Genomic DNA, 24,542 nt, shown 5'->3' on the forward strand with positions numbered 1-24,542 from the left:
CCGTTCCGGCCCGGCACCGCGCGCGGCGCCCAGACCGCCCCGGCCACCGCGTCCCGCCCGGCCGCCGCGCGCCCCGCCGGCGGCGCCACCGCGGCCACCCCGCCGGCCGGCACCGGCGCTCTGCTGTCCCGGGCCCTCGGCGACCGGGTCGCCGGCGGCCACCAGGGCCAGCGTCGCCCGCGTCGCCAGGTCGAAGTAGCGGGTCCGCGCGCCGCCGTCCCAGACCCCGACCGCACGGCCGGCGTACCGGCGGCCGACCGGCACCGGCTCCCCGCCGCCGGTGGCGAAGCCCTCGTCGTCCACCGTCACGGTGCCGTGCGGCACGTCCGGCGGGACCCGCTCCGCGGCGGTACCGGCGTCCAGGTCGGACAGTCGGGAGTGGACGATCGGCTGTCCGGCCTCGTCGCGTACGGTGACCCGGCCGCCCGGCTCGGTCTCCAGCGTGACGGTCGCACCGGGCCGGACCCCGCCGCCCAGGTACACGCGGGTGCCGGGCAGGGCGGGGTGGGCGATCGTCCGGCCCCGCGAGACCGTCAGCGGGAACGGCTCGTGCGCCTGGAACAGCGGCACCGGGTCGGGTACGGGCTCCGTCCACCGGAAGTCGACCCGGAGCACGTCCTTGATCCGGTTGACCGTGTTGTCGCGGGTGTCGATCGTGGCGACCTGGCCGCCCCGTTCGGGCTCGAGCCGGAAGCGGGCCTCCGGCAGGCCGGGCGGAAACGGGAGCTGGCGGTGGAACACGTACACGCTCGCCTTGCCCGCCGGCAGCACCACGTCGCCCTCCTGAGCGGGCCCGGCGTCCTGCCCCCGCTGGAGCCAGGCCGGTCCGCCGCCCTTGCCGGGGAGCCAACCGGACCCGATCAGCTCCGCGGTCTTCGTGGACGTGATGACGAACCAGCCGCTGTCGGTCACGCTGACCGTCGCCGCGCCGTCGCGCAGGTGCTTGGGTACCGGGAAGTTGGTGGTCAGGTACCGGATCGCGCCCTTGCTGATCGGGGTCGTGTGCCGGCCGGCGGTGTTGCGGCTGGCCGCCCGCGGCCGCACGTCGGGCTCCGGCAGGTACCGGGTCCCGGGCGAGCGCTCGCCGCGGGCCAGCACCACCCGGCTGCGCTGGTCGAAGAACTGCGTCCCGTGCCCGTCGTCGTAGGCGCCCACTGTGGACCCGGCGTACCGGGTGCCGACCGGCAGCGGGCCGCCGCGTCCGGTGACGAGGCCGGTGTCGGAGACCGGGACGGTGGTGGTCGGTACCCCCGCCGGCACCGTCCTGGCCACCTCGCCGGCGTCCACGGCCGGCGGGTCGCCGTCGACGAGCGCCTGGTAGCGGCGCTTCAGCCGGACCTCGCCGGCCGCGTCCCGGACGACCACCCAGCCGTCCACCGTGGACTCCAGCGTCACGACCCGGTCCGGGTCCGGCGCGCCGTCCGGTGCGGCGTCGACCAGCGCGTCGTCCACGTAGAGGCGGCCGACGGCGGGGTCGGGGTGGGTCACCGAGCCGCCGGGCGAGACCCGCATCGGCACCGGCATGTGCACCCGGGGTACGGCGCCGCGCTCGGCCTCGGTGTGCGGCGTCCAGGAGAGCCAGCCGGACGCGACCACGTCGCCGGTGTCCGGGTGGGTGAGCAGGTACCAGCCGTCCGCCGCCACGCCCGCGTCGACCTCGGTGACCCGCAGCCCCGGCGGGAGCCGGTGCGTGGCCCGGCCGAAGACGACCGCGCGCTCGCGGGTCGCCCGGGTCGCCCGGTACAGGCCGGACATCACCGGGGCCTGCCGGCGGCGGATCCGGCGCCCCGGCACAGCGGGCACGTACGGCTGCTCCTTGGGCGACTCGCGGGCGAGCACGACCCGGGTGGCGGGGTTGAAGTAGTACCGGACGGCGCCGTTGATCCACACGCCCACCTCGGCGCCGGCGAAGCGGGGGCCGACCAGCACCCGCCCGTCCGGCCGGCGTACGAAGCCGTGCTCGTCGACCGGCTCGGTGGTGGTCCGGGTCCCGGCCGGTACGGTGGTCACCCGCTCGTCCCGGCCGGGTGGGGTGCCGTCGACCATCGACGCCCAGCGCCGCGACGCGAGCACCTCGCCCGCCTGGTCCCGGACGACCACCATCCCGTCGCGGGTGGACTCGATCGTGACCCGCTCGCCGGGCTTCGCCCCCTCGACGTACAGCCGCCCGCCGGCCGGGTCCATGTGCGCGACCGAGCGGCCGGGTGCCACGTGCACGGTGACCGGCCCGTGCACGGCGAAGCTCGTCCCCGGCGGGTCCAGGCGGAGCGTCCGCATGACCTTGCGCACGCGCCGCGAGGTCGGGTCGACGAGCGCGAGCCGGCCGTGCGCCGGGCTCTGCCGGACCAGCACCTTCGCCATGCCGCGCGGCCGGCGGACCCGGGTACCCCCGGGCAGCTTCGTGACCCCGGCCGCGATCAGCCGCTCCCGCTCGCGCCGTACCGCCGGGCCGGCCACCGTCCCGGGCCGCAGCCACGCTCCGGTGCCGGGCGCACCGGGAGCCCCGCGCACCCATCCGGACCAGACCCGCTCGGCGGTGTCCGCGTGGGTCATCACGAACCGCCCCTGGTCGTCCACCGTGACGTCCATGGCCACGCCGCGCAGGTGGTCCGGTACGTCGAAGGTCCGCTGGGCGAACTGCACATGCCGCCCGGTGCCGCCCGGCTTCGCCGCGTGGTACCCCGGCTTGATCCGGACGCGGCCGACCCGCGGCGCGGCACCGTACCGCGCGGTGCCGTCGGTCGGCACCCGGGTCAGCACGACCCTCGTCTCCCGGTCGAAGTAGACCAGGCCGTCCCGCCCGTCGTCCCACACGCCGACGTCCCGGCCGTCCTGGTGGGAGTCGATCGGGACGTGGCCTTCGCCGGTGTCCAGGTGACCGTGCTCGACCCTGGCGGTCCGGGTCGCCGCCACCTCGTCCGGCACCCTCGCCACGGCCTCGTCCGGCAGCGGGGCGGCGCCCGAGACCAGCCCTTCCCAGCGGCGGCGCAGCAGGACCTCACCGGCGTCGTCGGTGACCGTGACCCAGCCGTCGGCGGTCGACTCGACGGTGACGAAGGAGTCCGCGTGCCCTCCGCCGGCATACAGCCGCACCCCCTCGGAGCCGGCGTGCGCGACGGTGCCGCCCGGCGACACCCGCACCTGGTACGCCGGATGGACGACCAGCTGGACCCGGGGGTCGTCGCTGGACCCGGGGTCCTCGTCGCGGCGCCCCGTGGGCAGGACCTCCCGTACGACGCCGCCGTCGTCCACGATCGCGAGCTGGCCGAGGTCGGGACGGGCCCGGACGATCGGCGCGGTGATTCCCGGCGGGATCGTCACGAGGTGGCCGAAGACGGTGCGCTCGCCCTCGCCGCCGCGGAGCGTCGCCTGCTCCTCGCCGGGGCCGGGGCGGTCGCGGTCGACCCGCTCGCCGGCCCGCAGCCAGCCGCCGTCGCCGAGGCCGAACGGGACCCGGCCGGACATGATCCGGGCCCCGGTGTCCGGGTGCGTCATCATGTACCAGCCGGTGGCGTCGACGCTCACGTCGAGCGCCCCCACGCGGACCCGCCGGGGCAGGTAGATCACCTGGTCGGCGAAGATGACGCGCCGGCTGTCCACCACCGGGGCGCGGTAGCGGCCGGCCGGGACGAGCGGGCCCGCCGCGTCCGGCGCCGCGGGGGCCAGCCGCGGCAGCGCCGGCGCCAGGGTCCGCGGGTGCGCCCGCGGAAACCGCCGTGCGGCCGGCGGCCCGGCGGTGTCCGGCTCGCTCCCCCACTCGCTCTGCGCCACCGACTCCTCGTCCGAGGAGTCGTCGCTGTCCGGCGTGCCCGTGCCGGACCCGTCGCTCTCCTGGTCGGTCTCCTCGTCGGGGGCCGGCTCGTGCTCCGGGTCGGGCGCGACCGGGGCCAGGTTCCGCACCTCCGCGCGGTACCACTCGGGCAGCGGCACGTCCCGGTAGCCGGCCAGGCGGGCCAGCAGGTCGTCCAGCGGGGCGTCGAGGCCCTCGCGGAGCATCTGCTCCAGCACGTGGTTGAGCTGCCAGAGCCGCAGCAGCTTCTCGCGCGTCTCGACCACCACGTTCCGGGGCAGGTCGAGCAGGGCGTACGGGCGGCTCAGCGGATCGAAGAGGCTGGCCGCCAAGACCGGGTTGGCGAGGCCGGCGTGCGCGGCGGAGCGGCCCAGCAGCCGGCCCGGCGCGAACGCGAAGTTGCTCGACCGGGGCAGCTGCCCGAGCAGGTACAGCGTGCGGCCGGGCTTGTTCGGCTCCCATCCGCCGGTGTCGTTCGGGGTGGCCACGAGCTCGATGTGCCGTTCCCGGTAGGTGCGCTTGTCACCCCGTACCGAGGTCACGAGCTGCGCCGCCGGGTCGGCCAGGAACCGCGACCGCTCCTGGTCGTTCAGGCCGAGCTGGGTCAGGCGGCGGTGCACGGCGTAGTTCGAGGCGAAGCCGCCCGCCTTCTGGGCCGCCCGCTGCGACAGCGAGTCCAGCAGCCCGGGCACCACCGTGCCGTCCGCCAGGCGCAGCGGGCCCAGGTACCGGGTGTTGAGCGCGGTGTTCGCCTCCATGAAGTACGCCAGCGGGAACTCCCCCTCGGCCAGCTCCGCCGAGTAGAGCTGGTGCGCCTCGTCCAGCAGCACGGTCAGCTTCGCCTCGGCGCTCGGGGCACCGGTGTGCGCCGGGCCGTCGACCTCCTTCTCGCTGTAGGCGACCGCGCCGCCGAGCCGTACCAGCGGGCTCCGCTCGCCTTCCACCCGGCTGCGCCGGACCTCCTCGGTGAGCCGGTCGAAGAGCGGCGTGGTGTTGCCGCCGTGCGGGTTGGTCAGACCGACCACATCGGAGTCTCCGAAGTGGACGAACACCTCGCCGTGCGCGGCCCGCAGCTGCCCCAGGTAGCCCAGGAACGTGGGGCTCCCCACGATCGCGTGCTGCACCCCGGCGTGCGGGAAGTTCAGCCGGAAGTCCAGCATCCAGTCGCCGTCGGCGCGGCGACGGCGCCAGTAGTCGGCGTCGACGACCGGGCCCTCCGCCGAGCCGTCCGGCGCCCGCTCCCGTACCGGCAGGTCCAGCACGTGGCCGATCACCGTGACCGCGCCCGCCTCGTCGCCGAGCGCGGCGTCGATCAGCGCCTGCTCCTCGGCGACCTCGCGGGCGAGCTCCTGCTCCAGCCGCGCGGTCGGCAGGTCGGTGGCCGGGTCGTTCCAGCGGTTGATCCCGACGACCATCCGCATCCGGTCGAACCGGCCGCCCATCGCCTCCCGGTACATCCTCACCAGCTCGAGCGGCGACCGGTCGTCGGCGGTCCGCCGGGCCCGGCTCGGCCCGAACACGACGCAGGCGAACCCGACGCCGTCCGGGTCGGGGTCGGTCGCCATCCCGGGCGGCTGCGCCGGCGGGCGCCCGACCGCCACCTCGCGGACCAGGCCGCGCTGGTCGCTGAAGCCCTCCGCGGTGCGGGCCGCCTGGAGCTTCAGGTCCGCGACCCGCTCCGGGTCCGCGGGTGCCCACTGCTGTTCCCCGGGTACCGACCGCCCCACCCGCGCCGGCGGGCGCACCAGCCAGGCCGCCTCGTCCACCTCGTCGACGGGTACCGCGGCCGGCCGGCGCGGGGCGGCACGGCGCGGGCGGCGCGACTCCTGCTCGGCCGGCCGCTTCCGGTCGCCGGTGCCGCCGGGATCGGCGCCGCCCAGGAAGTCGGCCAGGTCGCCGCCGCCCTTCTCCCGGCGCGGCGCGGGCGGCGGTACGGTGCGCGGCTCGGGGATGCCATCCGTCACCGGCATGAACCGGACCCGGGCCGGATGCGCCGGGGCGGTCGCCCACTTGCCGGTCTGCCCGTCCAGGTACGCGACGCCGCGCTTGTCGCGGAACGCGTTGAAGGCGTGCGAGATCGTACCCTCGACGTCGGTGACCACGACGACGCCGCGCGCCCCGACCGGCGCGGCCCGCATGGCGGCGTCGACGGCCGCGTAGTCCGGCACCTCCCGGTACGGCTTGCCGGTGTAGTTCTCCAGGTCGGTCGCGGCCTGCGGGGTGGAGGGCGGCGCCTGGAAGTACACGTCGTCCCCGCGCGACCGGTCCGCCTGGGTCAGGTCGGTGGCGATGGTGATCGGCACGCAGTTGGTCTGGAACTCCCCGCCCCGGTCGCGGTACGGGTTGACCCGCGGCAGCCAGCCGTACTCGCGGTCCAGCTCGGCCTGCGAACGCTCGCCGGGCAGCGGCTCCCACGTCGGGTCCACCGCGCCGGCCGGGTCCGCCGCCGGCCAGAGCGGGGTGAAGTGCAGGCCCTCGTGGTGCAGGTAGACGACCGGTCCCTGGGTGCCGCTGATCGGGTGGACGACGATCCGGCGCGGGGTCCCGGTGGCCTGGAAGAGCTGGATCCGGATCCCGAAGCCGTCCCGGACTGTGTCGGCGAAGACCGGGGCGTAGACGTCGAGCATCTGGTCGGCTTCGAGGTCGGCGACGGCGCGGAGGGCGTCGGGGCTGCCTTCGGCGCGCAGGTTGTCCAGCAGGAACTGGCGCAGGTGCTCGGTGGTGACCGGGGGCTCGTCCTCGCCGCGGCGCACGTTGATGAGCTGCCGGAGCGAGTCGAGCAGGCAGCGGTTTCCCTCGCCGCTCGCCGTCCCCCGCTCCAGACCGGGCGGGAGGGCCACCGGGTCGCCGGGACCCGTCCACCGGTACTCGCCGTCGCCCGCGACCGTCCAACCAGGATGTGGGGCGTCCTCCCCGCTGGTGTCGTCGGACTTCCCGGTGTCGTCGGACTTCCCGGTCTCGCCGGTCTGCCCGGTCTCCTCGTCTTCGGGCCACGATCCCGGCATCTTCCCGCTCTTGACCGGCTTCTTGCCCTTCGGGTCGGCGGGCGGCTCCTTCTGCTCCGGCTTCTCCTCGACCGGTGCCTCGACCGGTGCCGCGGCCGGCTCGGCATCGCGCATCAGGTACAGGCCGGCGTCGACGTCGATCAACAGCGTGCCGTGCGGGCCCTTGATGACGCCGGTGACGTCGTACCGGTACTGGTAGAACGTGCGCTTGCCCTCGACGTTGCGCTCGTTCACCTCGCTCATCTCGGCCGAGTGGCCGGTCCCCCGCTCGGCGCCGCCGCTGGCGCCCTCGCCGTACCAGCCGAGCTTCTTGATGGTGCCGGTCGGGCGGCCGCCCTGCGGCCCGAACGCGGCGTCCCAGCCGGAGGAGGACGAGCTCTTGTTGATCGGTCCCTTCTCGTGCTGCTGGTAGCGGCGGGCTTTCTGCTCGAAACTCAGCGCGTTGCCGTGCCCGTCGTAGTAGACCTTGCGGCGGCGGATGTCCAGGCCGAGGGTGATGCCGGTACCCGGGATCTCGTAGCGGTGTGCGAGCAGCGGCACGAGGCGGGCCCGGAGCATCACCTCGGAGGCGTGGTGGAAGACCAGGCGGTGCAGCCCGCTGCCCGCGTCGGTGCCGGGCACGTGCCAGGCACCGACGGCCGCCAGGTCGCGGGCGTGGCTGAGCCGGGCCGGCTGCGTGGTCAGCGCCGCCCACCGCACGAACTCCCGGGCCACCTTCTCCAGTACCCACGGGTGGAGGCTCTGGTCGGCGGCCAGGTCGGTGTTGAGCGCGGGGCGTACGGCCGGGGGCTCCTCCCACCGGGGCACCGGCCGGGCGGCGGCGGGCGGTGGGCCCGTCTCGTCGGGCTTCTCGGACGGTTCCCCGCCCGGCTCCCGCCAGCTGCCCGCCGGCTCGCCCGCGGGTCGGGTCAGGTACTTCGGCACGATGACCCGCACGTCGCCCTTGGCGGTCTGCTCGTCCCGCCAGGAGTACTCGACGTTGTCGTACCAGAAGTCCATGACGGCCAGCTCGGCCGCCGGGCCCCAGAAGCCGGCCAGCCGGGCGCTGCCGAACATCGCCGCGCGGGCGGTGTCGATCATGAGCTTGACCGCCTGCGGCATCTCGCTGGTCAGCGCGACCTCGATGGTGAAGTCCATCCCGTACTCGAGCTCGTGTGACTGCTTCGGACCGGTCCGGAAGATGTCCTTGGACTCGGTCTGCTCGCCGGCCTCGCCCGAGCCGGACTGCCCGTACCCGTAGTGGCCGAGCCCGCCGGCCGTGTCGCCGTGGCTGTTCCAGGCCCCCCGGCCGTGAAACTGGAACACGCCGGACCCGCCCCACCCGGTGCTGTCGGTGTTCGACTCGGCGTCGTGGGTCTCGCCGCGCAGGGTGAGGCTGACCCGGTCGCGCGGACGGTCGCCGCGCGGTGGCCCGGCCGGGCGCCCGGTGACCCGCACCCACATGTACTGGACCGTGTCGAACGGGCCGGGCACCGGGAACCAGCCGTACACGCCCTGGCCGCTGAGCGCCAGCAGCTGCGGCTCCAGCTTGCGCGAGCCGAACCGCTTGGCCAGTGCCCGCCGGAGCAGCTCGACGCCGTCGCCGGCCGCGATCCGTCCCTCATTCTGGAGGTCGCGCACGATGCCCCGGAGCGTGCGGAGGACCTGGTTGGCGCGCATCCGTTCGGTGTGTGAGACCGCGGGCAGCAGCGCCTCGTCCACGATGGCCCGCGCCGGCGCCGCCTCCGCCGGGTCCTTCGGCGGGCGGTCCAGCCCCAGGTCCTCGACCGCGCGGTCGGTGGCCAGCAGGTCCATCGCGTCCTCGACGTCCAGGTACGTCGGGCCGCTCTCGGTGCTCACGCCGTCCTTGGTGCGCACGGCGGTGACCTCGAAGACCACCCGCCCGCCGTACGCGTGGACCGGGTCGTTGTACGTGGCCCGGGTGATGTCGATGGCGCCGGAGTCCTTGCCGACCGAGCCGCCGAACGACAGCTCCCCCTCGCCGTACAGGTTGGCGCCGCCGCGCCCCCGCTCGTACGACTTCCCCTCGTCCGTGCCGTAGTTCAGGTACAGCCCGCCGACCCCGGCCTTGCCCTCCAGGCCGGTCTCCCACTCGGTGGCCGAGCCGTGGCTGATCGCCGACTGGCGGTACTGCTCCAGCTCGACGCCCTTCTCGCTGCCGATCCGGTCGCTGCTGTACCGGTAGTCCAGCCCCGCCTTGAAGACCCGCTCGCGCACCCGGATGGTCTGCTCGTACCCGTCGTGGTCGGGCAGGTGCAGCATCCAGCCGTCCTCGTCGACCGAGTCCGGGAACTGGCCGCTGAGCTCCGAGCCGGCGCCGAGGTCGAAGAGCTCGTCCGGCCAGTTCATCGGCTCGTTGAACCACTCGTCCGAGAGCCCGTTGAGCCGCTGGTACTGCTTGGCCGCGGCGGCCGGCAGCTGCGGGATGTGCCGGAAGGAGGGGTACAGGCCGGCCGTGCCGTCCTCGTCCAGTGGCAGGTGGGCCGGCCCGGCGATCGGCTCCCAGGCGACCCGGGGATCGTCGCCGCCGCGCACGGCACCGGCCCCGCGCAGTTCCTCGGCGGTGATGGTCCGCTCGGCGCCGGTCTCCGGGTCGCGGGGCAGGTGCTCGACCGGCACCGCGATCTGGGTCGAGACGCCCTCGTCGCGGTCGGCGCCGACCAGCCATGTCTCGCGGGGACCGGGCGCGCCGCTGGCGGGCAGCTCGCGGATCGCCACCTCGTACACGGTCTGGTAGCCGTTGTCCACCACGTCGCCGTCGGTCTCGGTGCGGCGGTACTCCTTGACCTCCTGCTTGAACTCGTGCTCCCGGCCGAGCGAGCCCTCGACCTCGACCCGGAGCCGGGGGAAGTAGAACCTCCCCTGGTGCTCCGGCTCCGCCGCGGCGCCCTCCGCCGGCGCCCCGTCGGCGGGCTCGTCCTCCTTCTTCTTCAGCGGGATGGACGGGCCGCCGCCCACCCGGCCGCTGGCGCTGGTCTCGGTCGACCGGGACCCGGCGGTCGTCGAGCCGGTCAGCGTGCGGCCGTTGACCACCATCGGGTACGTGGCGCTGTCCAGCAGCGCCAGCCGGTGCTCCGTCACCAGCACCTGGAAGCGCCGGCCGCCCACGGTGACGGCGAACTTCCGCCCGCCCTGGATCCGGCTCGGGTCGGCCTCCATCGCCGCGCGCCCCACCCGGGCCAGCACGTCCCGCCGCGCCTTGGCGCCGATGTCCGCCCCGCCGGACTTCTGCCGCAGGACCGACAGCACCAGGTCGGCGACCTTCTCGCCGCCCGGCTTGTTCGACGCGATGCCGAGGCCCTGCCCGCGACGCATCGCGGCGGCGAGCGGTTCGCGCGGGGCCGGCCCGTCCGCGGGTACGTAGGCCTGCCGCGCCTGCGGTGCCCCGTCCACGGCCGGTGGCAGTACGCCGGCGATCGCATCCGGTGTCGCCGGTGGCGGCGGCGGGGCCGGCGGTGGCGGGGCGATGAGGGCCCGGGGACGCCGGACGCCCGGCGCGCCGAAGTCCGGGGTGAAGACGCCGCCGTAGACGCCTCGCTCGAAGGCCGCCGCCTCGCTCGCCGGCACGCCCTGCTCCGCCACCACCGTACGGGTCACGGTCGCCACCTCGCGGTTGGCGTGCGTGGTGAGCGTGAAGTCGAAGACGGCCCGGTACCGCGCCTGCCCCTCCTTGCGGTTGAGCACCGTGTGGTTGAGCACCTTGCCGCCGGACTCCAGGCCGACCTCCCGCTCGGTCTCCCCGCCGAAGCCGAAGTTGAAGCCGCCGGTCACCTTCGACGAGGAGTCCTCGTGGCCGCCGGAGTCCGCCGGCTCGTGGGTCAACCCGATCACGTTGGCGGACCCGGCCACCCCGGCGGCGCTCTTGCTGGACAGCTCGACGCCGGAGGACGAGATCACCCCGAGGTCGTCCCGGACCGTGACGTCCTTGGTGACGTCCACGAGCTGCAGCTGGCGCAGGGTCACCTGGGTCGTCAGGTACCCGCTGAACTTCCCGAGCAGCGGGCCGTGCTCGATCGTGTCGGTCATGTCCCCTGTGGACAGCAGCCAGCGGCTGCGGTTGCGGGTGGTCCGCTCGTTCAGCAGCTGCCGCGTGGCGGTCGTGGCGACGCCGGCCGCGATGTCCGCCGGGAACGCGGCCACCAGCGCCGCGTGCCAGGCGGTGAGGACCGGGGTGAGGTCGATCGCGTTGAGCACGTCCCGGGCCGGGGAGACCGGCATCCCGGGCCGGCCGGCGGGGACCGGCGCCCGGGGCGCCCCCGGGTCCGGCCGCGCGTCGGCCCTGGCGTAGTTGGTCGGCACGGTGAGGTCGAGCAGGTCGGTGCCGGCCGGCAACGAGGGCCGGCCCCACTCCACGCCGTTGACGTACACCTGGAACGAGACGCTGCTGGTGAACGGCGTCGCGTCGGTCACGAAGAGCTTGCGGCCCCAGATGATCCGCGACTCCGCTGACCGGCCCCGCTCGCGCCCGCCGCTGACCGACAGCACCGGCAGGCCGGCGATCAGCCGGGAAGCCAACCCGGTCGACAGCGTGTACGTCTGTTCCAGGCCACCGCCGAGGCCCCGCTCGGCCGACGAGGACTCCTCGTGTCCGACCTTCGTCGAGCCGAAGGAGACCGCGTACTCGCGGGCGCCCTTGGTGTCCTTGCCGGCCGAGGGGCGGGGGTTGTGCGGCACCGGGCGGATCCAGACCAGCCGCCCGCCCGCGCTGACGGTCACGCCGCCAAACAGCGCGTGCTCCCACCGTTCGCGGTGCTTGTCCGCCGACTTCGACGGATCCGCCTCGGCGTGCTTGTCCGCCGACTCCGACGGATCCGGCTCGGCCAGCAGCTTCCGCAGCTCCCGCTCGACGGCCGCCCGGATCTCCCGCTCCTGCTCGGCGGTGCCCAGGTCGGGACGCTCCCGGGCGCCCTCGCCGATCACCCCCATCTCGATGTCGGGCTCCCGCCGGGCCGGCGGGTTGGGCGGCAGGTCGTCCATCAGCGCGGTGACGGCCTCGGCTACGGCCGCTTCGGACATGGTCGCCGCCCGTGCCACACTCACCTCGCCGAGGGCGCCCTCGGCGAAATACCACGGGAACGTGGCGGTCTGGTCCTCCGCCTTCTTGGTACCGGTGTCCTCGGGCTTGGTCTCCGCCGGCTTCTCCGCCTCTTCCGGCTTCTTGGCGTCCTCGGACTTCTTGGCGTCCTCGGACTTCTTGGCGTCCTCGGGCTCCTTGGCGTCCTCCGGCTCCTTGGCGTCCTCGGGCTTCTTCGTGCCGGTGTCCTTCGGCTCCTCGGTGACCGCGTCGAGGGCCGCCTTGGCCCGTGCGAGCTCCTCGGTCGCGCGCTTCCAGTCCGCCCGCGCGTCCTCCGCCGCCTTCTTGGCCTTCTCGTGCGCCGCCGACCTTCGGGTCACCTCTCCGGCCAGCCGCTCCCGTTCCTCCGCGCGCGCCTTCGCCTCGGCGGCGTCCCGCTCCTCCGCCCGGCGCCACTCCTCCTCGCGGGCCGCTTTCTCCCCGGCCTCCCTGCGTTCCGCCGCGACCCGATCGGCCTCCCGCTCCGCCGCGCGCCGGTCGTCCAGCGCCCGCTGCCGCTCGCGGGCCTCCTCGTCCCGCTCCGCCCGCTCGCGTCCGGCCTCGGCGAGCCGCGCCGTCTCGGTGAACTCGGTCCACCTCCGCTCGGCCTCCTCGACCAGCCGGCCGTCCTGCTCCGCCTGCTGCCGCCGGGCCTCGGCCGCCTCCTCCGCCGTGCGCCGCGCCGCCGCCCGCCGCTCCGCCGCCTCCCCAGCCTCGCGCCGCGCCGCCGCCCGCCGCTCCGCCGCCTCGGCGGCCGCCTGGCGCTCCTGCTCCCGCTGCTCCCGCCCGGCCGCCCGGGCCGGGTCCTGGTCGGCGGCCAGCCGGTCCGCCTCGTCCCGCTCGGCCTGCTCCTCCTGCTGCCGGCGCTGCCGCTCCTCCTCGGCGGCCCGCTCATCCTCTTCCCGGCGTTGCTGTTCCTCCTGGTTGGCCCGCTCCTCCTCTTCCCGGCGCCGCTGCTCCTCCTCGGCGGCCCGCTGCTCGGCGGCCGCGCGCTCCGACCGCCGTCCCTCGGCGTCGCGCTTCACCTCCTCCAGCCGCCCGTGCTCCTCGCGTTCCTCCTGCGCCGCGCGTTCCCGGGCCGCTGCCCGTGCCTTGGCCGCCTCGGCCGCCGCCGTACGCTGCGCCGCACGCTCCTCCGCGTCCTGGCGCGCCCGCTCGCGCTCCGCCGCACGCTCGCCGGCGACCCGCTCTTCGGTCACGCGCGCGGCCTCACGCTGCCGGTTCCGCTCCTCGACCCGGCCGGCCGCGGCCCGGTCCGCCTCGTCGATCGGTACGAGGCCGTCCCGCTCCGCCTCGACCGCCCCCCACCACTCCCGCCCCCGCTCGGCGGCCTGCTCCTCCCGCTCCTTGCGGACGGCGTCGAGGCCCTCGACGACGCCGAGCAGCCGGACGTGCTCGGCCCGCTCGGCGGCCCCCTTCTCCGTGGTCAGGTCCAGGGGCGCCGCCTGGACCAGTTCGTCGGTGACGGTGATGGCGGGGAGCGCTTTCGCCTTCCCCTTCTCGGCCTCTTCTTCGCCCTCGTCCTCTTCCTCTTTCTCGCCGTCCTCCTCTTCGTCCCCCTTCTCCCCGTCCTTCTTCTCGCCGTCCCGGTCGTCCTCGCGCTCCTTCTCGTCCCCTTCCCGCTCCTTCTCGCCCTCCCCCCGCTCGTCGCCGCCGCGCTCGTCGCCGCCCCGCTCGTCCTCGTCGCCCCGCTCGTCCTCGCTCCCGCCGCGCTCGTCCTCGCCGCCGTCCCGTTCGCCTTCACCGCCGTGCTCGTCTTCGCCGCCGCTCTTGCTGGGCTCCTTCGCGCCGCCGCCGGTCTCGCCGTCCTCGCCGTCGTCGCCGGTTTCGCCGCTCTCCAGTGGGGTCTCGGAGACCAGGGCTGGGGTTTCCGCAGGGCGTTCCGGCTCTGGCAGCGGCGATCCCTCGCCGCCGCTCTCCATCGGCCGGTGCTCCTCGGTGTCGAAGCCGCCACCCTCGCCGCTGAGACCGCTCAGACCGCTGAGACCGCTGAGACCACCGAGGCCATCGCCGTCGAGGCCCAGGCTGCCGAGGCCGCCGCCCTCGAAGTCGCCGCCGCCGAAGCTGTCGGCGTCGTTGCCGCCGTCCTGGTCCACTGTGGACGGGGTGGAGGCGACGGACCAGGCGTCGGACCCCTCGTCCTCGCGACGGCCGGTCGGCCCGTCCAGCGCGTCGCGTTCGAACCGGTCGGCGTCGGGCGCGGCCACCCCCAGCTCGCCGGCGGTCGTCGCCTCCCGGTCGGCCCGCCCGTGCGTCGACCGGACGGCGAGCGTGAAGTCGAACACCGTCTGGTACCGCACCATGCCCTCCGCGCGCACGGCCGGCGCGGCCCCGTCACCGGTCCGGGGCGGCGGAGCGGTCGTCGTCACGTACCGGACCGTGCGCGGCTGGGCGCTGAGCGTCAGGTGGCCGGCGAAGTCGCCGTGGTCGGGGAGCCTTCGGGCGAGCAGCCGGCGGCCGTTCGAGGCGATGGTGGTCCGGTCCTTCGTGGACACCTTCGCGGCCAGCAGCCCCGGGCTCCAATCGCCGGAGAGCCAGTCCTGGCCGTGGTCGCCGAGGACACCGTCGTTGAGGATCTGCTCGGCCGCCGCCTGGGTGATGTGCGCGATCGCGGCCGACGGTACCCGGAGGTCGACCAGGATCTGCCGGAGGCTGGCGAGCAGCGGCTCCGGGTCCACCGCGCCGACCTCGTACGTGAGCCCTCGCAGCGCGGTCGCGTCGACGACGCCCACCGGCGGGCGTACCCCTTCGGCCGGCGCCGTCGTGTGAAACTGGGACTCCACATCGGACGACTGGTCCGCCGGCATGCTCAGGTGCGCCCGGCCGGGCAGGTCCATGCCGGCCCGTACCGGTGCGGTCCCGCGCCCGCCGCTCGGTCCGGCATGCCGCACGGTGCCGTCGACGTGCAGGGTGCCGGCGTAGTCGCGCCGTTCGCCGGTGGGCGCCCCGCTCGGCTCCGCCCCCGCCACCGTGAAGCGGAGCTCGACCTGTACACCGCCGGCGGACAGCAGCGCGCCCGTGCGCAGCAGCCGCTCCCAGTGGCCCGGGTCGCGGTCGGCGAGCAGCCCGACGACCTGACCGCGGATGTCGGCGGCCACTTTGGACGGCAGCCCGGCGGTCAGGGCGCCGAGCCAGTCGGACACGCCGTCGCCGGCCCGCTGCCCGCCTGCGGCGTCGCGCTCCACCGCCGCGTCCACCACGCCGCCGGCGGACACCACGTGGCCGCCGCCCAGCACGCCCAGGCTCACGTACCACGGCGGTGCCTCCCGCGTCGCCGTACCCGCGGGGGGTGGGGCGAGTGGTGCCTCGGCCGGCGGTGGCGCCGCGGCCATGAGTGGCGCGGGCGTCTCCGCGCGGCTGCCGGCGGCGGCCCTCAGCCGGGCGGCGACGCCGGCCGGCAGTTCCCCGCCGCGCAGCAGGGTCCGGGCGCGGTCGAGCGCCCGCTGCTGGGCGAGGTCGGCGGCCCGGTGGCGGTCCGCTCCGGCCCGCAGCAGCTTGCCGAACCGCGAGCGGCCGGCGGCCAGCCGCCGGAGCGCGTCGAGCTCGGCGATCAGCCGGTGGGCCCGCACCTCGGCTTCTGCCGGCGGATCCGGGTCCGCCGGTGCGGCCGGCGGTGCGGTGCCGGAGTCCGGGGCGGCCGGCGGCCGGTTGGCGGCCAGCCAGGCGGCGAGCGCGCCGGCCACGCCCACGCGCAGCGCCGCGTCGCTGGCGTCGCGCCGCACCCGCATGACGTACCCGCCGCGGTCGGCGGCCCGGATCTCCACCGGGGCGTCCCGGGTGACGCCGGGTCCGTCCACATCGGATACGAGCTCGATCCCCATCCGTACGACGTTTCCGCCGTCCGCCCCCGGCAGCGGGTGGCTCCGGTCGGCGGACAGGCGCAGCACGTCACGCGCGCCGTCGCGGATCACGGCGGCCCGTACCCCGGGCGTCGTGGCGAGCGTCGCCGTGGTGGCCCGCTCGACCGCCGCCCGCACCACCGGCGGCGTGGCGTCCGCGCGGGTGTCGAAGATCCGCTGCCACAGCAGCCCGGTCGCCGCGGCCGGCAGCGGCGCGGCCTTCCGCATCCGGTCGGCCCGGGCGGTGCCGGGCAGCGGCCGGCTGCTCCCCAGCCACCGGACCAGACTCGCGCTCCGGTTGACCGAATCCCGCTGGTCGCCGAGGACCCCAATGGCGGCCAGGTCCGCGGCGATCCCGGCCTCCAGCCGCGCCGGGTCCGCGGCAGTGCCAGCTAGTTCCGTGAACGCCTGCCGCAGCCGGGCCACCCGGCCAAGGTGGTCCGGCGTCCACGCGGGCCGCGCCACGGGCGGGCGCCGCTTGGAGAGCCGTCGGGCCGGCAGCCCGCCGGCCGGTGTGTCCCGCGTCCCGGTGGACGTCCCGTTCGGGTTCATGCCGACCCGCACCGGCTCCGGGCCACCCACGGAGCGCCGGTCCGCGGACGCGATCCGGATGCTGTCGTGCATCGGGTAGAACTTGAGGTCGGACGGGTTCGGCGGCAGGGCGCCCACCGACCGGTCGTACGCGTTGACGAAGCCGGGACCGCTGATCCCCATGACCACCAGGTACAGGTGGCCGTCCGGACTGTCCGGTGTGGACACCCGCAGGAAGCCCTGGGCGAGCGGGGTGGCGTCGTCCATGGCGCGCTCCACCGCGCCGTAGTCGGGCACGCTGCTCGCGTGGTAGTCCGACAGCCACTCCAGCACCCGGTCGAGCTGGGCGGCGTCCCGGGGCGGCCCCGGTCGCGCCAGCCGCTCCTCCTGGTGGGCGAAGTGGTCGTACATGGCCAGCGCCGAGTCCACACAGGCCGCGAGGTAGTCCTTCTCGCCGGCGTGCGGGTTGACCACCGGCAGGTCCCGGCCGAGGCTGTTGACCTCCTCGACGAACCGCTCCCGCGCCAGCCCCACCTCGACCGCCGGGTCGGCCACGCCTTGCAGTGCCGGATCCAGTGGTACGAAGCGCACGTCGTACGGCAGCGCCGGGAGCGTGGCCCGCTCGTGCGACTCGGCGTCGACGAACGCCACCTCGCCGTTCCACGAGTGGTGCACCACGGTCATCACCGGCGGCATCCCGGGCCCGTCCCGCGTCACCAGCACCCCGGCGGCGCCCGGCGGAGCCTGTGCCACCGCCCGCTCCACCCGGTCGTAGCTGGTCATGTCCGGGTTCAGCCGGTTGCCCACCGGCCCGGACTCGGTCCGCGGTGGACCCGCGCCGCCGTCCACACCCGACATCGCCTCGGCGAACCGCAGCGCCGGCGGCGCACCCCGCCCGCCACCGATCTGCGCGACCAGCTGCCCGGCCGCGGCCGTGCGGCGCTCGACTGTGGACATTCCCTCCTGCGCCCAGGACACCGGCAGATCCCCGTAGAGGCGCCGCACACCCTCGGCGTCCATGCCGCGACCGACCCGCTGACCGCCGCCATCCTCCCCCGCACGCGACGGTGGCTGCTCGGCCCGCGTCCGGTCCTGTTCGGGGGTGCCGTCCTGTTCGTGCGCGCTGTCCTGTTCGTGGGTGCTGGCTTGTTCGTCGGTGCTGAGGCTCTCGGGTGGGGTCGGATCGGGGGCGGTGCTCTCCGTGTCGATCGACGCGGTCTCCGTCGAGCCGTCCGGCGTACCGGTCGAGGAGGAGTCGAGGGCGCCGAGGTCCGGCCCGGCGGACACGGTGGCCGGCCCATGCCCCCCGCCGGTCGCGCCGCCCGCCGGGCCTCCGTCCACTGTGCTGGCTGCGGGGACGCCGGTGGTGCCGGCGACGGGGCTGGCCTTCGTGCCGAAGCCGGCGTTGTTCGGGCCGGCCGCCTGGTTCGTGGGCGCGGCCTGGCTCCCGGTGCCGGAGCCGCTCGAACCGGGGGCGCCGCCCGCGCCGCCGCTTCCGCCCGCACCGCTGGCGCCGCCAGCACCGCTGCTTCCGCCGGCACCGCTACTTCCGCCAGCGTCGCTGAAGCCGCCGGCGTCGCTGCTTCCGCCGGCACCATTGGAGCCGCCAGCGGCGTTCGAGGAAGCGGCACCGCTGGCGCCGCCAGCGTCGCCGGCACCGTTGGTGCTGTCCGAGGATGCGGTGCTGTCCGAGGATGCGGTGCTGTCCGAGGATGCGGTGCTGTCGCTGCTTCCGGTGTCGCTGGAGCCGTCGAGGCTGTCACTGCCGCCGTAACCGCTCGCGGCGTCGAAGTCCTCGGTGCCATCGATGCTGGATCCGTCCGTGGCACCGGTGTCGCTGCCCACGGCGGCGCCGTTCGAACTCCCGCTGCCCTGCGAACCGCCGGCACCGTCCCGCCCGCCACCATCCTGGCCAGCGCCACCATCCTGGTCCGCGCCACCCGAAGCGGCAGCACTACCGGAAGCGCCGCCGCCACCCGAAGCGGCAGCACCACCAGACGCGCCGCCACTGCCGGAATCACCGGAGGCGCCAGAACCACCCGAGGTTGCAGCACCGCCGGAAGCGCCGCCGCCGTCGGAGGCAGCGGCACCGTTAGAGGCGCCGGCACCGCCCGAGCCGCCGGCGCCGTTCGAGGCGCCAGTGCCGCCGGCACCGCCAGGAGCGCCCCCACCGCCGGAAGCACCGGCGGCATTGGAAGACGCGGCACCGTTGGACGAAGCCGCACCGTTCGAAGAGGCGGCGCCGTTGGACGAACCGGCACCGTTCGAAGAAGCGGCACCGGCGGTGTCGTCACCGGTGATGGTCTCCGTATCCCAGTCGCCCGAGCCCTCGCCCGACGACCACGTGCCGTCGTCCGTTACCCCGAAGTCGTCGGGAGCCGCGAAGTCGTCCCCGGCCCCGGAGCCACCGCCCACGCGCCCGGCACCGCCGCCACCGGCCGCACCGGCCCCACCGCCCGCACCACCACCGCGACCACCGGACGAGCCGCCGGCCCCGCCACCCGCAGCGCCACCGCGACCACCGGACGAGCCGCCGGCGGCGCCACCGCGACCGCCGCCCGTCGCGCCGGCACCGCCGGCCGCACCGCCACCGCGACCACCGCCGGTGGCGGCCTTGACGCCGCCGGCGCCGGCGCCGTTCCCGGCGTAGGCACCGATCCCGGAACCGTCACCGGAACCGGCGTCCACCAGCGTCCTGGTGTCCCAGGAGTCGTCGTCGGAGTCGGCACCGCCGGCCGGCTTCTCGTCACCGCCGGCCGGGGTCTCGGTGCCGGTGACCGGGACGGCCCGGTCGAAGCCGGTGAACATCGCCAGGTTGCTCGTCTTGAGCAGGTCCATCGGGCTGGCTTCGTTGTTTTCGTTGAGGCCGCTCACGAACGCGCTGGTGGCGGTCCCCCAGCGCCACTCGACCTCCGCGCCCGCCGCCATCGCGCCCAGGGCCTCGGCCGGCATCGCCACGCCGCCCTGGGTCAGGCCCTTGCCGAGCATGGCCCCGGACCGGAACTTCCAGTCCGTGACGAAGAGCGTCCCGTCGTCGCCGATCCGGCTGACCTTGGCGAACTTCTTGGCCGCCCAGTCGACGATCATCTCGGCGCCGACGTTGGCCAGGGCGCCGAAGCCCGCCGCGACCACGGACTGGATGGCCGCCTTGCCGATGGCGTCCCAGTCGATGCCGTCGCGCGTGCCGTCCCCGTCCTGCGCCGCCTGGATGATCAGCTTCAGCAGCGGCTCCTCGGCGAGCTCCTGCGCGATCTCGACGAAGAGCTGCCGCATGATCGACCAGATGATGGCCCGGAACCCGGCGATCGTCGCCGGGATGGCGAGCGCCCCGAAGAGGGAGGCGATCAGCCAGGCCAGCTGGATGGCGAGCAGTACCAGCTGGATGACGATCATGATCTTCGTTTCCTGAAGATCCGCCCCGCCGTTCTTGGTGGCCTTGCGGATGTTCTCCGCGCCGTCCCGCAGCAGCTGCAGGTTGTCCATAAGGGACTGGAGGTCCTGCCGCAGCCCGTCGGCGAAGGCGCCGGCCGCAACGTCCGGCACCTTGTCGCGCTCGGTGGAGACCCGGTCCCGCGCGGCGCCGAGTACGGACACGAGGTTGGCCCACTCGTCGGCGTGGTGCCACATCCCGTTCTCGCTCCCGGTCGGCCAGCGCTCACCGACCATGAACTCCAGGATGTGGTTCAGCCAGTCCGGGATGGGAGTGTCCATCGCGCCCTCGGCAGGCCAGGTCTAGGGCGCGAGGCCGTGGCTGTTGTCGCCGTCGAGCGACACGAACCCGTCGACGGCGCCGCGCCCCTGACCGGTCAGGTCGCGGATGAACGTCACCTGCGCGCCGGTGCCGTCCAGCACGTCCGTGGCCTGGAGCTCGTTCTTGGTCGAAAACTTCTCGCCGTGCTCGTCGTCGCCCCACGGCGCCGGGACCGTCGTCCGGATGCCGGTCACCCGGTCCAGGGCGCCCTGGACGTCGTCGCCGACGCCGTCGACGTTGTTGAAGATCCGGTAGAGGCCGTCCGGGTCGATACGGGTCTCATCGGCCATCGGGCTTGACCTCCTCGCCCTTGAGGGCCCGGGCGATCGCCGGCAGGTCCAGCACGGAGGTCATCATCGTGCCGACCACCTTGTCGAGGTCGACCTTGCCGGCGGCCAGGTCGCCGAAGGAGACGCCCGGCAGCACGTCACCGCCCGCCATCTCACCAATCTTGTTGAACGCCTGGCTGCGCCCGCGGGCCAGCGTCTCGGTGATGACGCTCGCCAGCTCGGTGGGGGCCATCCCGCGGTACTTCGTGTTGTTGAAGGTCAGCCGGACCAGCTCGCCGCGGCCGTCGAAGGTGGCCGTGACCATCTTGTTCGGCGACTCGACGGTGGTGCTGGCGTCGCGCATCCTCCGCTGGAAGTCGGCGAGCTTGCGCTGCTCCTCGGCGAAGACCGCGAACGCCGTCTCCACCTGGGCGTCCCTGGCCCGGGAAGGGCCGGTCGCGTCAGCCATTCCTGTCTCCCTTCGACCTGGCTTCGAGTTCCTCCAGGAGGGCCGCGGACCGCTCCCGGGCGGTGGTGGCGGCGGCCCGTTCCCGGCGCCCGAGCACCTGCCATCCGCTCTCCTGGCTGCCCCAGACCCCCTGGTCGCCCGGGAGGCCGGCGCGCCGCTGCTGTTGCTGGGGCGCGGCGTCGACCTGCGCGCCGCCCATCCCGCCCATCCCGCCCATGGGCATGAAAGGCATCATCGGGTACCCGCTGCCGCCCGCACCGCCGCCGCCGGCCGCCGGGGGTAGGGCGGGCTCGCCGGGGCGCCCCGCCGCCACCGTCGAGATCGGACGGAAGAGCTCGTCGGCCTCCGCCTCCGCCCCGGCCGCGGCGAGGGTGAGCGGTGCCGTCTCGTCGTACGCCGCCCGGGCGGGTGGCTCCCCGCCGACCCGTACGCCGATGTCGCGGTAGGTGTCCGAGACCCCGTGCAGCACCAGCCGGGCCTGCTCGTCGTACTGCGCGGCCGTGCCGGTACCCGTGGCTCGTTGGGCCTGCAGGTCGCGCAGGCGGGCCTGCCCGTCGGCGAGGGTGTCCGCGGTCATCCGGAGCATGAGCCCGCAGGCCGCCCCGTCCAGAGCGTGCAGCAGCGACCTGGTACGCCGGGACACCTCCCACCCGGCCGCGGCGACCGCACCGGCGCCCGGCCAGGCCTGCTCCAGGTCGGTCCAGGCCCGGTCGAGTGCGTCCACCACCTCGCCCAGCGCGCGCCGGGCGTCGTCGAAGAGGTCGGCGTGGCGGTGCAGGTCGGCCGGGGACGCCTGGGCGAGCGCCGCCACGATCTCGTCGAGCGTGCGCGGCTGGCCGGTCGGCTGTGTGGTGTTCGCGTCCATGGGTCAGTCCCGTCCCAGCGCGGGGCCGGACGCCCCGTCGGTCTCCTCGCCCCACATGCCGTCCTCGCCGACGAGCCAGGTGTTGCGCTCGCGGTCGCGGTCGGCACCGTGGCCCTGGCCGCCGCCCATCGGCGGGGCCATCGGCATGCCCGACCCGCCGAACTGGCCGGGCTGTCCCGCACCCCCCGCCGGGAACGAGCTCTGCTGGCTGTGCTCCGCGGCGGTGACCGGCGCCAGCTCCAGCGGGGCCGGCCCACTGCCGCCACCCGAACCGCCGCCGCCCGAGCCACCGCCGGGCAGGTCGACCCCGGCGCCACCGCCGAGCCCACCGCCGCCGGATCCGCCACCACCGGGACCACCGCCACCGGGCCCGCCGAGGCCCTTCGCGCCGCCGAGGGGGTCCCGGCCGGTCAGGAAGTCCGACATCGTCGAGTGGTCGCCGCCCACCTCGACCAGGTCGTCGATGGCGCCGGAAACGGCCTCCTTGGCGTCGGTGAGCGCCTTCACCCGGGCGTCGCGCTCCTCCTCGGTACCGCCCTCGCCCTCGCCGGCCATCTCCTTGTCGATGAGCTCGTCGATCGAGTCGGTGACCGCGTCCTTCGCCTCGACCAGGGCGTCGTCGCGGACCTGCTCGCCGTCCGCGCCGGGTTCGCCCGCGCCCTCGCCCGACAGCAGGTCGTCGATGGCCTGGTCGGCGGCGTCCTGCGCGTCCTGGAGGGCGTCCTGGCGCGCCGCGTCGGTGGCGCCGCCCTTGCCGCCCTCGGTGCCGGGGGCACCGCGCTCGCCCTGCTCCCCGATCGCCTTCTCCGCCGCGTCGCGGGCGTCCTTCAGCGCGTCCGAGCGCTCGCCGGTACCCCCGTCCTCGATGAGGTCCTGGATGGCGTCGTCGGCGGCCTGCTGCGCCTCGTCCAGCGCCCGTTCCCGGGCCTGCTCCGCGGTGACGTCGCCGGCGTCCGAACCCCGCAGGTCCTCGATGGCGTCGTTCGCCGCGTCCTGCGCGTCCTCGAGCGCCTCGGCCCGCGCCGCGTCGGCCTCCGGGTCGCCGGTGGACGGGCCCATCAGGTCCTCGATGGCCTTGTCCGCCGCCTCCTGGGCCTCCTCCAGCGCCTCCTCGCGCGCCGCGTCGGCCTCGTCGGCCGGATCGGCGGAGGAGGTCGGCGGGAGCTCGTCGTCGCCGAGCAGGTCCTCGATGGCGTCGTCCGCCGCGTCCCGCGCGTCTTCGAGGGCGTCGTCGCGCGCCGCGTCGGCCGCCGGGTCACCGGACTCGGTGTCGACGTCCTGCAGGCCGTCGATCGCGTCGTTCGCCGCGTCCTGCGCGTCCTCGAGCGCCTTCTTGCGCTTGGCCTCGTCGTCGCCGCTCGACCCGCGGCCCGGCTTGCCGGCCCCGCCGGGCAGCCCGGCGCCGGAGCCGCCGCCACCCATGCCGGGGAACCCGCCGCCGGCGCCGCTGCCGCTGCCGGCGCCGCCCTCCTGCAGCCCTTCGATCGCGTCGTTCGCGGCTTGCTTCGCCTCGTCCAGCGCCCCGTCGTACGCGGGGTCGCCGTTCTTGAGGCCGTCGATGGCGTTGTTCGCGGCCTGTTGCGCGTCGTCCAACGCCTGCTGGCGGGCCGGGTCGTTGCCGGCGCCGCTGCCCGAGCCGCCGCCGCTACCGGCCCCGCTGCCGCTGCCCGCGCCACTGCCGGAGCCCGCGCCGCTCTCGTCGCCGCCGGAGCCGAAGTCGAAGTCGCCGGTGTCCGGGCCACCACTGCCGCTGCCCGAACCGCCGCCGCTGCCGGAGCCGCTGCCGCCGCCCGCGCCGCCCTCGTCGTCGCCGGACCCGCTGCCGGAGCCGGAGCCGCTGCCGCCGCCGGAGCCGCTGCCACCGTTGCCGCCCCCGCCGCTGGTCGTGTCGACCGGCTTGAGCAGGGAGACGTCCAGCGGCGACATGTTGCGCCCCTTTTCGTCGTACTCGTAGGTGAGCTCCACCAGCCGGTGCCGTACCTTCGACATGATCCAGCGTTCGCTCGCCTGGTACGCGGCCTCCTTGCCCTTCTCCACGTCGCTCTTGAACTCGGCCGAGGTCGTGCTCGCGCCGGCCCGGTTGTAGATGTCGGTGATCTGCTTCTCGACCCAGTCGCGCCACTGGTCGGCCAGGTAGTGGCCGGCGTTCACGATGCGCCAGAAGTCGCCCCGGAACGCGTTGATCGCGTGGCCGACGTTGCCGATGTTGACCGGGTAGTTGCCCTCCAGGACGTTGTACACGCCCTCGCGGCTGCGGCTGACCAGCTGCTCGACGTGCTTGTAGAAGGCGTCCGCGGCCGCGCCGGCGAAGTGCGGCTTGAGCAGGCCGACCTGCCGCTCCAGCTCGTCCAGGTACTCGTCGAGCCGGGTCCTCGCCTTCGCCCACCGCCGCTCGGCCTCGTACCAGGCCTCGCCGGGGTTCTGTCCGAGGTCGATCAGGTCCTCGATGTACGGGGTGAGCTGCGTCCACACCTCGTAGTTGCCGAACGTCTGGCCACGCGGCGGATTCATCTGGTCGAACGATCCGACCTCACCTGACGCCACGACTCACCCCATCCGATCGAATCTGTGGGCGGCCGGGAAGACACCGGGCGGCGCGCGGCCCTCCCGGCGTCGTCCCCGGCACGGTCAGCCCCCGAACGAGTTACCGGAACGCTGGTCCTGCAGCCGCATGTCCTCGGACCGGATACCGATCTCGGTGGCCAGGTCGTGGACGATGCTGTTGAGGTCGCCGAAGTCCGTACGGATCTTCGCCGCCGTGGCGTTGTAGTGGTCGGCCGCGTCGCCGGTCCAGGTGTCGAGGGCGGTACCGGTCTCCTGCGCGAGGCTCTCGACCAGACCCTCGATGGCCCGGTTGATCTGCTGCATCGCGTCGATGCCTTCGGCGATCTTGCCGTAGTCGTAGCTGATGGTTCCGTCCGCCATTGCGGCTCCTTCCCTAGCGTTCTGGACGGGGGTCCCGTGTGGAGG

Annotated in this window: 6 protein-coding genes; all 6 read right to left on the bottom strand. The window is 75.1% G+C overall.

What is annotated here, in order from left to right; genetic code table 11:
* On the bottom strand, positions 1-19,929 hold a 19,929-nt coding region (locus tag RB614_RS33095), incomplete at its 3' end, for a toxin glutamine deamidase domain-containing protein (protein ID WP_487379840.1).
* A 21-nt stretch (positions 19,930-19,950) separates the two neighbouring features.
* Entirely contained in the window at positions 19,951-20,259 is a 309-nt protein-coding gene (locus RB614_RS33100) for a hypothetical protein (protein ID WP_308716628.1), read from the bottom strand.
* A complete protein-coding gene (locus RB614_RS33105) occupies positions 20,249-20,707 on the bottom strand; it encodes a YbaB/EbfC family nucleoid-associated protein (RefSeq protein WP_308716629.1) in 459 nt (152 codons plus the stop codon). Before RB614_RS33105 ends, RB614_RS33100 begins: the two co-directional genes overlap by 11 nt.
* The gene (locus RB614_RS33110) at positions 20,700-21,572 is read right to left on the bottom strand and encodes a hypothetical protein (RefSeq protein ID WP_308716630.1); all 873 of its coding nucleotides are present in this window, start codon (positions 21,570-21,572) and stop codon (positions 20,700-20,702) included. The genes RB614_RS33105 and RB614_RS33110 overlap by 8 nt, the downstream gene beginning before the upstream one ends.
* A gap of 3 nt (positions 21,573-21,575) precedes the next feature.
* Positions 21,576-24,083, bottom strand: a complete 2,508-nt coding sequence (locus tag RB614_RS33115) for a hypothetical protein (RefSeq protein ID WP_308716631.1) — start codon at positions 24,081-24,083, stop codon at positions 21,576-21,578.
* Between the two features lie 117 nt (positions 24,084-24,200).
* Entirely contained in the window at positions 24,201-24,497 is a 297-nt protein-coding gene (locus tag RB614_RS33120) for a WXG100 family type VII secretion target (RefSeq protein WP_308716632.1), read from the bottom strand.
* Between the last annotated feature and the right edge of the window lie 45 nt (positions 24,498-24,542).

The organism is Phytohabitans maris, from assembly GCF_031085175.1.
Classification (GTDB): Bacteria; Actinomycetota; Actinomycetes; order Mycobacteriales; family Micromonosporaceae; genus Phytohabitans; species Phytohabitans maris.